General features: G+C 44.2%; 11 protein-coding genes. All 11 read left to right on the top strand.

The features are described from left to right. Window position 1: 1 nt before the first annotated feature. From rsmH to ACPEH5_RS07470, 11 genes are read left to right on the top strand one after another with little or no spacing between them, the layout of a single operon-like run. On the top strand, window positions 2–955 hold the full coding sequence (rsmH, locus tag ACPEH5_RS07520) for a 16S rRNA (cytosine(1402)-N(4))-methyltransferase RsmH (protein ID WP_129466226.1): 954 nt from the start codon (window positions 2–4) through the stop codon (window positions 953–955). Then, complete coding sequence (gene ftsL, locus ACPEH5_RS07515) at window positions 955–1,275, top strand: cell division protein FtsL (protein WP_048607944.1); 321 nt, start codon at window positions 955–957, stop codon at window positions 1,273–1,275. Before rsmH ends, ftsL begins: the two co-directional genes overlap by 1 nt. An 11-nt stretch (window positions 1,276–1,286) precedes the next feature. Then, complete coding sequence (ftsI, locus tag ACPEH5_RS07510) at window positions 1,287–3,053, top strand: peptidoglycan glycosyltransferase FtsI (protein ID WP_281110423.1); 1,767 nt, start codon at window positions 1,287–1,289, stop codon at window positions 3,051–3,053. Continuing rightward, window positions 3,040–4,527 carry a UDP-N-acetylmuramoyl-L-alanyl-D-glutamate--2,6-diaminopimelate ligase gene (gene murE, locus ACPEH5_RS07505; protein ID WP_048607943.1) on the top strand — a complete coding sequence of 496 codons (1,488 nt, stop codon included), beginning with the start codon at window positions 3,040–3,042 and terminating at the stop codon, window positions 4,525–4,527. Before ftsI ends, murE begins: the two co-directional genes overlap by 14 nt. Further along, a complete protein-coding gene (murF, locus tag ACPEH5_RS07500; RefSeq protein WP_129466224.1) occupies window positions 4,524–5,888 on the top strand; it encodes a UDP-N-acetylmuramoyl-tripeptide--D-alanyl-D-alanine ligase in 1,365 nt (454 codons plus the stop codon). The genes murE and murF overlap by 4 nt, the downstream gene beginning before the upstream one ends. Continuing rightward, complete coding sequence (gene mraY, locus ACPEH5_RS07495) at window positions 5,882–6,964, top strand: phospho-N-acetylmuramoyl-pentapeptide-transferase (RefSeq protein ID WP_129466223.1); 1,083 nt, start codon at window positions 5,882–5,884, stop codon at window positions 6,962–6,964. Before murF ends, mraY begins: the two co-directional genes overlap by 7 nt. Before the next feature lies 1 nt (window position 6,965). After that, on the top strand, window positions 6,966–8,276 hold the full coding sequence (murD, locus tag ACPEH5_RS07490) for a UDP-N-acetylmuramoyl-L-alanine--D-glutamate ligase (protein WP_042845118.1): 1,311 nt from the start codon (window positions 6,966–6,968) through the stop codon (window positions 8,274–8,276). Beyond that, window positions 8,276–9,469 (top strand): cell division protein FtsW, encoded by a 1,194-nt coding sequence (ftsW, locus tag ACPEH5_RS07485; RefSeq protein ID WP_042845117.1) that lies wholly within the window; start codon window positions 8,276–8,278, stop codon window positions 9,467–9,469. The genes murD and ftsW overlap by 1 nt, the downstream gene beginning before the upstream one ends. Then, window positions 9,466–10,539 carry an undecaprenyldiphospho-muramoylpentapeptide beta-N-acetylglucosaminyltransferase gene (gene murG / locus ACPEH5_RS07480; RefSeq protein ID WP_042845116.1) on the top strand — a complete coding sequence of 358 codons (1,074 nt, stop codon included), beginning with the start codon at window positions 9,466–9,468 and terminating at the stop codon, window positions 10,537–10,539. Before ftsW ends, murG begins: the two co-directional genes overlap by 4 nt. A gap of 46 nt (window positions 10,540–10,585) precedes the next feature. Further along, the gene (gene murC / locus ACPEH5_RS07475; protein WP_042845115.1) at window positions 10,586–12,049 is read left to right on the top strand and encodes a UDP-N-acetylmuramate--L-alanine ligase; all 1,464 of its coding nucleotides are present in this window, start codon (window positions 10,586–10,588) and stop codon (window positions 12,047–12,049) included. Window positions 12,050–12,051: 2 nt separating this feature from the next. Beyond that, complete coding sequence (locus ACPEH5_RS07470) at window positions 12,052–12,972, top strand: D-alanine--D-alanine ligase (RefSeq protein WP_166685529.1); 921 nt, start codon at window positions 12,052–12,054, stop codon at window positions 12,970–12,972.

The following is a 12,972-nucleotide window of genomic DNA, read 5'->3' as shown; positions in this document are numbered from 1 at the left end:
AATGACGCAACAGCAATTTAAGCACGTAACAGTATTATTGGATGAAGCCGTTAATGGCTTAAATATTCAGCCTAATGGGGTATACATCGACGGCACATTTGGTCGCGGTGGGCACTCCCGTCTGGTTTTAAGCCAACTGGGTGAACATGGTCGATTGATAGCCATTGACCGTGACCCAGAAGCCATAAAAGCAGCACAAAGTATTGATGACCCTCGTTTTATGATTAAACATGGGCCGTTTTCTGATATAGCAGCCTACGTAGAAGAAGAAGGTTTAGTGGGTAAAGTTGATGGGGTCTTGTTGGATTTAGGTGTTTCTTCGCCGCAATTAGATGACCCAGAAAGGGGGTTTTCCTTCATGCGTGATGGGCCATTAGACATGAGAATGGACCCAACGAAAGGCCAGTCAGCACAACAATGGCTGATGAACGCTGAGGTAGATGACATTGCTTGGGTACTTAAAACATTTGGTGAAGAGCGTTTTGCTAAGCGTATCGCAAGGGCGATCGTTGAACGTAATCACAATCCAGAAGAAGAGCCATTAACTCGTACGCGGCACCTTGCTGAATTAATTGCCAAAGTTAGTCCAATGAAAGACCGACATAAGCACCCAGCAACCCGCAGTTTTCAAGCGATTCGTATTTATATCAATAGCGAATTGGAAGAAATTGAACAGGCATTAGAGGGGGCGATGAATGTACTTGCTCCAAATGGGCGTTTATCTGTAATTAGTTTCCACTCTTTGGAAGATAGGCTAGTTAAACGATTCATTCGCAAAAATAGCAAAGGGCCTACTGTACCTGCGGGGATACCCCTCACGGAGAGTCAAATAAAGGAACTCGGTGCTGCGAAATTGCGCGACTTAGGGAAAATGAAGCCTTCAGATAGGGAAATAAACGAAAATCCACGCGCACGTAGCTCTGTGCTGCGTTTTGCAGAAAAGGCGGGGCAATAATGGTTCCTGAAAGGCACAGCCTAGCACGCGTGATTGGGCGCGATTTATTCCGTTATGGCGTTGTTCCTTTGATTTTATTAGCTGCAATTATTGTTAGTGCAATATTTGTGGTGACCACGGCACATGAGACACGTTTGTTAACTGCTGCGAAAGACAGGCTCTACGAAGAGAAAGACTCGCTAGATATTGAATGGCGCAATCTGATCCTTGAGGAAAATGCATTAGCGAGCCATAGCCGGATAGAACGTTTGTCTATTGATAAATTACAGATGGTACAAGTTGAACCATCACAAGAAAAAATTATTGTTTCTAAACAATAAAAAGGTCCCTAATGAAAGCACCGAAAACAGCGAAAAATAAGAAACAAGATGAAAGCACCAGCTTTATCCGCTGGCGTTTTATTTTGCTGTGTGGATGCATTGTCTTAGCGTTAGCTGGTTTATTGGCGCGTGTGGCTTATCTACAAATTATAGCGCCAGAAAAACTGGTAAAAGAAGGCGACATGCGCTCTTTGCGTGTGCAAGAAGTGGCAACCTCAAGAGGAATGATTAGTGACCGAGAAGGGCGCCAACTCGCCGTCAGTGTGCCTGTTAATGCAATTTGGGTTGACCCAAAAGAAGTGTTTGAAAAAGGGGGGATCAGCAATGATGAGCACTGGAAAGCACTCGCTGATGCACTTGAGATACCACTGGAACAAATTACCAACAAAATATCGGCCAATCCAAGAGGCCGTTTTGTGTATTTAGCGCGCCAAGTTAATCCATCTATCGGTGATTACGTTAAAAAATTAAAAATCCCAGGGATCTATTTACGTAAAGAATCCCGCCGCTATTACCCATCAGGCCCAGTTACCGCGCATTTGCTTGGTGTGACAAATATTGATGGTGAAGGGATTGAAGGGGTCGAAAAAAGCTTTGACCGTTGGTTAAAAGGGGCGCCGGGTGAGCGTACCGTGCGTAAAGACCGTAATGGACGCGTTATCGAAACTATCTCATCGGTTGATAGCCAAGCAGCTCATAACTTAACGTTGAGTATTGATGAGCGAATTCAGTCTATTGTATACCGTGAGTTAACTCGTGGTGTTCAACAAAATAAAGCCGAATCTGGTGTGGCAATTTTAGTGGATGTGCATACAGGGGAAATCTTAGCGATGGCTAACAGCCCATCCTACAACCCTAATAACCTTGCTGGTACACCAATGGATGCAATGCGTAATCGTGCTATTACCGATATTTTTGAACCGGGTTCGACCGTGAAACCAATGGTCGTCATGAGCGCGTTGCATAATAAAATTATTAAAGAAAACTCAGTGATAAATACTTATCCATATCGTGTTGGCGGTCATGAAATTAAAGACGTTGGGCGTTATGCAGAGTTAACAATCACTGGGATTTTACAGAAGTCGAGTAACGTTGGTGTTTCTAAACTGGCGTTAGCGATGCCTGCCACAGAGCTGGTGGATGTGTATAACCGCTTTGGGTTTGGCAAGCCGACTAATCTGGGGTTAGTCGGGGAAAGTAGTGGCATATTCCCAAGTAAAAAAACACGGTGGTCTGATCTTGAAAGGGCCACCTTTTCTTTTGGCTACGGGCAAATGGTAACTCCGTTACAGCTTGCGCGGGCCTATGCAACAATCGGTAGTTTTGGTATTTATCGCCCATTATCTATCACAAAGGTAGACCCTCCTGTTTCAGGGACTCGTGTATTTCCCGAGCCGATTATGCGAACAGTGGTTCATATGATGGAAAGCGTCGCTTTACCAGGCGGTGGTGGTGCAAGTGCTGCCATTAAAGGCTATCGCATTGCAATCAAAACAGGGACCGCGAAAAAAGTCGGTCCTGAAGGGCGTTATGTCGAAAAATATCTAGCCTACGCCGCTGGCGTTGCGCCAGCCAGTAATCCGCGTTATGCATTGGTGGTGTTAATTAACGAACCAAGTGCAGGCAAATATTATGGTGGTGCGGTATCTGCACCTATATTTGGTTCAATTATGGGCGGGGTCTTACGACTCATGAATATTGAACCTGATGCATTACAACCGAACGAACAAAACGAAATTGTGAATAGCAAAAAAGAGGTTAAAAGTGGCAGATCGTAATCTTTGTGATCTTCTCTCACCTTTTGGTGTGAGCATAGCTCCAGTCTCACTACGTGAGATGACACTAGACAGTCGAAAGGCTGCCTCGGGCGATCTGTTCATTGCTATAAAAGGTCATCAATCGGATGGTCGACACTATATTCCTCAAGCAATTGCTCAAGGAGTTTCCGCTGTTATTGCTGAGGCACAGGGAGAAGCGGCAGAAGGCGAAGTGCGTTTTATCCACGGCGTACCTGTTATTTATCTGCATGACCTTAATAATCGCTTGTCGGCACTTGCTGGTGAGTTTTACCAACATCCATCAACAAAAATGAAATTAGTTGGTGTTACTGGGACAAACGGTAAAACGACGACAACACAATTAATTGCGCAGTGGGCAAAAGGCTTAGGTGAAACCAGTGCCGTAATGGGAACTGTGGGTAATGGGCTATTAGGGCAGGTTACGCCAAGTGAAAACACCACTGGCTCAGCAGTTGATATCCAGCTTGAACTTACACAATTATTAAATAAAAAAGCGAGTTTAACCGCGATGGAAGTATCTTCACATGGCTTAATTCAAGGCCGTGTGGCTGCATTACAATTTGATGCGGCAGTATTTACCAACTTAAGCCGTGATCACCTTGATTATCATGGTGATATGGAAAATTACGAAGCCGCAAAATGGTTATTATTTTCTACTCATAATACAAAATCGCAAATCATTAATGCAGATGATGATGTCGGGTTGAAATGGTTACAGCGTTTACCTCAGGCCTGTGCGGTAACGATGGAAAATCGAATACCTAATGGTTGGCAGGGCCCATGGTTAGCTGCGACAGAGGTGGAATACCATGATAAAGGCGCGACGATCCACTTTGCTTCCTCGTGGGGGAATGGGGTGTTCGAAAGCCCATTAATGGGGGCTTTTAATGTCAGTAACTTATTAGTGGCGATGGCAACTTTATTAATGATGGATTACCCATTGGGCGAACTGATGGCGACAACATCCTCATTATCGCCAGTGTGTGGTCGCATGGAAGTATTTAGTGCACCTAACAAACCGACAGTGGTGGTTGATTATGCCCATACACCTGATGCCTTAGAAAAAGCATTAGCTGCGGCTCGTTTACACTGTAAAGGGCAACTCTGGTGCGTGTTTGGCTGTGGCGGCGACCGTGATAAAGGCAAGCGCCCACTAATGGGGGCTGCGGCGGAAGAATGGGCTGATAAAATAGTCATTACAGATGATAACCCTCGTAGTGAAGACCCAATTGACATTATTAATGACATTATGGCGGGTTTGTTAGATTCAAGCCGAGCATTAGCTATCCCTGGCCGTCCAGAGGCGGTGACCAGTACAATTTTGCAAGCCTCACCAGATGATGTGATTGTGATCGCGGGTAAAGGCCATGAAGACTACCAAATTATCGGCCAGCGAAAATTGGATTATTCAGACCGCTTAACGGTCGCAAGGTTATTGGGGGTAATCGCATGATCCCACTAACACTTGCACAATTAGCACAAATTACAGCTGGGCAGATTGAATGCACGGCAGATAACCAATTACAGCTAACCGCAGTGAGTACGGATAGCCGGAAAATTCCAGAAAACGGCTTGTTTATTGCTTTAAAAGGTGAGCGTTTCGATGCCCATGATTTTGCACAGCAGGTGGTTGAGGCGGGTGCAAAAGCCTTATTGGTAGCACGTAAACTGAATGTGGATTGCCCACAAGTCGTCGTGAAAGATACTCGGATTGCTATGGGGCAACTGGCTGCGTGGGTACGTCAACAAAGTCGAGCGAAAGTTGTTGGCTTAACGGGCTCTTCTGGCAAGACGTCGGTGAAAGAAATGGTGGCGTCAATTTTGTCAGAGCGGGGCAAAACCCTATATACCGCGGGTAATTTGAATAATGATATTGGTGTTCCGTTAACGTTATTTCGCTTGACTGACGAATACGATTTTGCCGTCATAGAAATGGGGGCCAATCACCCCAATGAGATTGCTTATACGACGAATATAGTGAAGCCTGAAGCGGCACTAGTGAATAATTTATTTGGGGCGCATTTAGCAGGTTTTGGTTCACCTGAAGGGGTTGCTAAGGCCAAAGGTGAAATTTATCAAGGTGTGGCAGAAGAAGGCACTGCGATTGTTAATCTTGATAGCTACAGTGATAAATGGCGGTTTCAGCCACGCCAGACGGTTTGGTATTATTCATTAGCGCCAGAAGCTAACGTGGATTTTTACCCTTCAGATATTCAAGTTAAGCAACTGACAACGGATTTTGTTTTACACACACCAGTGGGGCGTGCTGATATCACATTGCCACTTCCGGGGATGCATAATATTGCGAATGTCCTTGCTGCGAGTGCATTAGCCATTTCAGTGGGGGCTAGCCTTGAAAACATTAAAAATGGCTTGGCGAAAACTCAAGCTGTACCGGGGCGCTTATACCCTGTCAGTTTAGCTGAGCATAAAGTGGTTTTCGATGATACCTATAATGCAAATGATGGCTCAATGATTGCTGCTATTAATGTGCTAGCACAAATGCCGGGATATCGCATTCTGGTTGTTGGCGATATGGGCGAGCTAGGCGATTACGCTCACGATTGTCACCAACGTGTTGGTATCGCAGCTAAGCAAGCAGGTTTAGAAAAAGTATTAAGTGTTGGTGAACTGAGTGAGCTGATCAGCCAATTAAGTGAGTGCGGTGAACACTTCACCACCAAAACAGATTTATTGTCCCGACTAATTCCGCTAGCACAGCAGAATGATGTTGTTTCCATTTTAGTTAAAGGTTCACGCAGCTCCGCGATGGAAGATGTAGTGAATGCATTAAAGGAGTGCTTTGAATGTTAGTCTGGCTTGCCGAAATGTTGGTCCACAAGTTTTCCGTGTTGAACGTCTTTTCTTATTTGACGTTCAGAGCCATTGTCGGTTTGCTGACAGCACTCGCTATTGCTTTATGGATGGGTCCACATCTAATTACTTACTTGCAAAAAATGCAAATTGGTCAAGTCGTTCGTAGTGAAGGGCCTGAGTCACACTTTAGTAAACGTGGCACGCCAACCATGGGCGGCTTATTGATTTTATTCTCAATTACAGTTTCAACACTGTTATGGGCTCGCTTAGATAATCCGTATGTTTGGTGTGTATTACTGGTATTAGTCGGCTACGGTATTGTTGGCTTTGTTGATGATTACCGCAAAGTGGTTCGTAAAGATACGCGGGGGTTAATCGCGCGTTGGAAATATTTCTGGCAATCCGTTATCGCATTAGTCGTTGCATTTTCAATGTACGCGATTGGTAAAGACACACCAGCAACACAGTTGGTTGTTCCATTCTTTAAAGATGTTATGCCGCAACTGGGTGTGCTGTATATTTTATTGACTTACTTTGTGATTGTCGGGACTAGCAACGCGGTTAACTTAACGGATGGCCTAGATGGCTTAGCGATTATGCCGACTGTTTTCGTTGCAGCTGGGTTTGCTTTAGTGGCATGGGCGACAGGTAACGTCAACTTTGCAGGTTATTTGCATATTCCATTTTTACCTCATGCAGGTGAATTGGTGATTGTGTGTACCGCCATTGTTGGTGCTGGCTTGGGCTTCTTGTGGTTTAACACCTATCCAGCACAAGTCTTTATGGGCGATGTTGGCTCATTAGCGCTTGGTGGTGCACTCGGTACCATTGCGGTGCTACTACGCCAAGAGTTTTTATTAGTGATTATGGGTGGTGTGTTTGTGGTTGAAACACTGTCGGTGATCTTACAAGTTGGTTCGTTTAAATTACGCGGTCAACGTATTTTCCGCATGGCACCAATTCACCACCATTATGAATTGAAAGGCTGGCCAGAGCCACGAGTGATCGTGCGCTTTTGGATTATTTCGTTAATGTTAGTCCTGATCGGGCTAGCAACCTTGAAGGTGCGTTAACATGGTCGATTATCAGGGTAAGAATGTAGTTATTATAGGTCTTGGGGTAACAGGCCTATCCTGCGTTCATTTTTTCATTGAGCGTGGCGTTGTGCCGCGTGTGATGGATACCCGAACCGTACCGCCCGGTGTTGATAAACTTCCTGTAAATGTGGCGTGCCATAGCGGTAGTTTGAATAACTCATGGCTACAAGAAGCGGATTTAATTGTTGCAAGCCCTGGTATTGCTTTAGCAACACCGCAATTGCAGCAAGCTGCACAAAACGGCATCGAAATTGTGGGTGACATTGAACTCTTTTGCCGTGAAGCCGATGCTCCGATAGTGGCTATTACGGGGTCGAATGGTAAAAGTACGGTTACCTCACTTGTGGGTGAAATGGCAAAAGCCGCCGGGGTTTCAGTCGGCGTTGGTGGCAATATAGGTATTCCTGCACTTTCATTACTGAATGCAGGGCATGCTCTCTATGTTTTAGAGCTATCAAGCTTTCAACTGGAAACGACATCCAGTTTAAAAGCGGCTGCTGCAACGGTATTGAATATTAGTGAAGACCATATGGATCGCTATCCATTGGGGCTAGTGCAGTATCGCGCAGCAAAATTGAAAATTTATCATCAAGCTGAAAACTGCATTGTGAATGGGCAAGATGCGCTGACATTACCCGAAAACCTAACACAAGATGAATGCATCAGTTTTGGTTTAAATAACGGTGATTATTTCTTTGATACCCAAAAACGTGTGTTAGTGGCTAAAGGTGAGCAACTGTTGGATGTTAACGAGATGCATCTGACCGGCCAACATAATTACCTCAATGCGTTAGCCGCATTAGCCTTGGCAGATGCAGTTAATATTCCTCGTAAAGCGAGTGTACAAGTCTTGAAAGAATATGCAGGGCTGGCACACCGTTTTGAATTGGTCCTATTTAAACATGGTGTTCGTTGGATTAACGACTCTAAAGCAACTAATGTTGGTAGTACAGAAGCGGCGCTGAATGGGTTACATGTTGAAGGCACTTTGTATTTATTATTAGGTGGCGATGGTAAGTCTGCTGATTTTTCATCACTCAAACCTTATATTGCTGCGGATAACTACCGTTTGTATTGTTTTGGTCGCGATGGTGAAACATTGGCGGCGCTGGCGCCGGAAAAATCAGTATTGACAGAAACCATGGAGCAAAGCTTACGCCAAATTGCACCAAATTTAAAAGCCGGTGATATGGTGTTGTTATCTCCTGCCTGTGCAAGTTTGGATCAATTTAAAAGTTTTGAGCAGCGCGGTGCTGTCTTTGCTCAATTAGCCGAGGAGTTAGGTTAATGACAATACCGGGTGCATTGCGTATCAAAAACTGGGTCATTGGTGAAAGAAATGGCGTGATTTCAGGCTCAACGCTTTACGACCGTACATTAGTATGGTTGGCATTCGGTCTTGCTGCGGTTGGTTTCATTATGGTGACATCCGCGTCGATGCCCGTAGGGCAACGTTTAACGGAAGACCCATTCTATTTTGCTAAACGTGATGTTGTGTATATCGTCATTGCATTTATTTTAGCGCTAGGTGTAATGCGTATTCCGATGGCGGTTTGGGAAAAATACAACTTTATATTACTGATGGCATCATTAGCCATGCTAGTTGTAGTACTTGTCGCAGGCAGCTCGGTTAATGGTGCATCACGCTGGATAGATATCGGGTTGGTAAAAATCCAGCCTGCGGAGCTCTCAAAATTTACATTATTTTGCTATGTATCTAGTTATTTAGTTCGTAAATCAGATGAGGTACGTACACGCTTCCTCGGTTTTATCAAACCAATGTGTATTTTGGTCGTTATGGCCTCTTTACTGTTATTACAGCCTGATTTAGGAACCGTCATTGTTTTAGTGGTCACGACACTTGGTTTATTGTTTTTAGCTGGGGCAAGGCTCGCACCATTTATTATTGGGATCGCTGCTTGTGCAGTTGGGGTATTAGCATTGATTTGGTTTGAACCATATCGTTTGCGACGTGTTACCTCTTTCTTAAACCCATGGGATGACCCGTTTGGTAGTGGTTATCAGTTAACGCAATCCTTGATGGCTTTTGGTCGTGGGGAAATGTTTGGTCAGGGGTTAGGTAATTCAGTACAAAAATTGGAATATTTGCCCGAAGCGCATACGGATTTTATTTTTTCAGTTTTAGCCGAAGAGCTGGGTTATTTAGGCGTGGTACTGGTTCTGCTAATGGTATTTATGTTGGCATTCAGGGCGATGATGATCGGTCGCCGCGCATTAATGTCAAATCAACTGTTTGGTGGTTATTTAGCGTGCTCAATTGGGATTTGGTTTACTTTCCAAGCACTTGTCAACGTCGGTGCGGCATCCGGTATGCTGCCAACGAAAGGATTAACATTACCATTAATTAGTTATGGTGGTTCAAGTTTACTGGTTATGGCTGCTGCGATAGCAATATTATTACGAATTGATTTTGAAACACGTCTTGAAAAAGCACAGGCGTTTGTAAGGAGCGTTAAATGAGTCAGGCAAAAAAACTACTCGTCATGGCCGGTGGAACAGGGGGACATGTTTTTCCTGGTCTAGCTGTGGCGCATTATTTGCAGGCTCAGGGCTGGGAAATTCGTTGGTTAGGCACCGCTGATCGTATGGAAGCTACATTAGTACCTAAACATGGCATTGATATCGAGTTTATTCAGATATCGGGTTTAAGGGGAAAAGGGATTGCGGCATTGGTTGGTGCACCTTGGCGGATTTACAAAGCGATCCGTCAAGCTAAGGCCATTATTAAACAGTATCAACCCGATGCAGTCTTAGGGATGGGGGGCTATGTCTCCGGTCCGGGTGGAATTGCAGCATGGCAGTGTGGGGTTCCGGTTGTTTTGCACGAACAAAATGGCATAGCTGGTTTAACGAATAAATGGTTATCTCGAATAGCTAAGCGTGTATTACAAGCTTTTCCGGGGGCATTTCCAAATGCACCTGTGGTTGGCAACCCCGTCCGTGAAGATGTTTTAGCTTTACCAGCCCCACAAATCCGTTTGGCGGGTAGAGATGGCGCAATACGTGTATTGGTTATCGGTGGTAGCCAAGGGGCGCGAATTTTAAACCAAGTTATGCCTTTAGTGGCTGAAAAAACAAGCAAGCAGTTAAATATTTGGCATCAGGCTGGAAAAGGTAGTAAAGGTTCTACTGAAGCATTGTATAATGAACACCTGCAAGTTTCGGGTAATTCCGAGTATAAAGTTACTGAATTTATTGACGATATGGCGCAAGCTTATGCTTGGGCAGATATTGTTGTTTGCCGCTCAGGTGCATTGACAGTAAGTGAAGTTGCAGCCGCAGGTTTACCTGCCATTTTTGTTCCTTTTCAGCATAAAGACCGCCAGCAATATTGGAATGCACTGCCGCTAGAAAAAGCAGGGGCCGCTAAAATATTAGAACAGCCGCAATTTACGGCTGATGCTGTGGCGAACCTACTTGAACAGTGGGATAGGGCAACGTTACTGTCGATGGCGCAAAAAGCCCATGATTGTGCAATAACTGACGCAACGGAACGCGTTGCTGCTGTTATTTGCGAAGTGGCTAAATAATTTTAGCCATAATTGATACCGATTTAATTAGAAGCGAAGAAATATAGTGAATACACAACAATTAGCGAAATTAAGAATATCAGTGCCAGAAATGAGAAGAGTTAGGCACATCCATTTTGTTGGCATCGGTGGTGCCGGCATGGGTGGTATCGCTGAAGTGTTGGCAAATGAAGGTTATGAAATTAGTGGTTCTGATTTAGCACCAAATGCAGTGACTCAACAGTTAACCGAATTGGGCGCAACAATTTATTTTAACCATCGCCCCGAAAATGTTGAAAATGCGAGTGTGGTTGTAGTTTCTACAGCTATTTCCAGTGAGAACCCTGAAATTCAAGCAGCAAAAGAGTTACGTATTCCTGTTATTCGCCGTGCAGAAATGTTAGCTGAACTAATGCGTTATCGTCATGGTATTGCTGTTGCAGGGACTCATGGCAAAACAACAACGACAGCAATGATTTCTGGGATTTATGCACAAGCAGGTTTAGACCCAACCTTTGTGAATGGCGGTTTAGTTAAATCAGCAGGGACACATGCTCGCTTAGGCAGTAGCCGTTACTTAATTGCTGAAGCTGATGAAAGCGATGCTTCATTTTTGCACTTACAACCGTTAGTTGCGGTCGTCACGAATATTGAAGCTGATCATATGGATACTTATCAAGGTGACTTTGATAATTTAACCAATACGTTCATTAACTTCTTACATAATTTGCCATTTTATGGCCGTGCAGTCATGTGTATTGATGACCCTGTAATTCGTTCATTATTACCCAAAATTGGTCGTTATATAACGACTTATGGTTTTAGTGAAGATGCTGATGTGCGTATCACAAAATATGAACAAAAAGGTAATCAAGGTTTTTTCACCATTGCGCGTGAAGGGATGCCAGAACTGACTGTCGTACTTAATGCGCCGGGGCGTCACAATGCATTGAATGCAACGGCTGCGGTTGCTGTGGCAACTGAGGAAGGCATTGATGACTTACATATTTTGTCTGCGCTGGTAGAGTTCCAAGGCACTGGGCGTCGTTTTGATTTCCTAGGTAATTTCGCATTACGCAATGTGAATGGTAAGGAAGGCGAAGTGATGTTAGTTGATGACTACGGTCATCATCCAACAGAAGTTGACGCCACCATTAAAGCAGCAAGAGCAGGTTGGCCAGATAAACGTATTGTTATGATTTTTCAGCCTCATCGCTATACACGTACGCGTGATTTATACGATGATTTTGTTAATGTGCTGGGGCAAGTTGATATATTACTGATGTTAGATGTGTATTCTGCTGGTGAGAAGCATGTTCCGGGGGCTGATAGCCGCTCATTATGTAGAACAATTCGTGGTCGCGGTCAGATTGATCCTATTTATGTTGCCGACGTTGAACAAATACCACACATCCTAGCTCAAACTCTTGATGAAAATGATTTAATTTTAGTTCAAGGCGCAGGAAATATTGGTAAAATAGCAAAAAACCTAGCGGAAACGAAATTACAGCCGCCGATGGTTGAGGAATAAATATGGCAGAGAAAGTTGCGGTTTTATTAGGAGGGACATCCGCTGAACGTGAGGTTTCACTTCAGTCAGGGAACGCTGTGCTGACAGGGTTACGTCAAGCAGGTATTGATGCTCATCCTATTGATACCAAAGATTTTCCTGTTGAAACACTGAGAAATGCAGGTTTCGATAAAGTATTTATTGCGTTACATGGTCGTGGCGGTGAAGACGGAACATTACAGGGGTTATTGGAGTTTTTAAACCTACCTTATACTGGTAGCGGTGTAATGGCCTCGGCACTCAGCATGGACAAGCTAAGAACAAAACAATTGTGGGAAGGGGCGGGGTTAAGTGTGTCTCCGTATGTATACTTGACTCAGCAGCAGTATACCCAAGCTTCCCATGAACAAGTTATCGAAAAGGTTCAACAACTTGGTTTACCACTTATTGTTAAGCCAAGTTTAGAAGGTTCCAGTGTTGGGATGAGTAAAGTCGACAGTTTAGAGACATTGTCTTCAGCACTAGAATTGGCATTTCAGTTTGACGATACAGTGTTGATAGAAAAATGGCTTAGTGGCCCAGAATTTACGGTTGCAATATTAGGTGATAAGACATTACCGTCCATCCGTATTCAACCACCGGGTATTTTTTATGACTATGAAGCAAAATATCTGTCAGATGAAACGCAATATTTTTGCCCAAGTGGTTTAGATGAACAAGCGGAATCTGAGTTGTCTGAGTTAGCAATGAATGCATATCAGACAGTAGGATGTGAAGGCTGGGGGCGAGTGGATGTAATGCAAGATAGTGACGGTCAGTTCTATTTATTAGAAGTGAATACCTCACCAGGCATGACTAGCCATAGCCTAGTACCAATGGCCGCACGTCAAGCAGGTATGGGGTTTTCTGAGTTAGTTGTGCAAATTTTGAAATTGGCTCGTTGA

The organism is Providencia sp. NPDC089933 (assembly GCF_049545585.1).
Classification (GTDB): domain Bacteria; phylum Pseudomonadota; class Gammaproteobacteria; order Enterobacterales; family Enterobacteriaceae; genus Providencia; species Providencia huashanensis.
The sequence above is the reverse complement of the archived record's forward strand: the minus strand, read 5'-3'. Positions and strand labels throughout refer to the sequence as shown.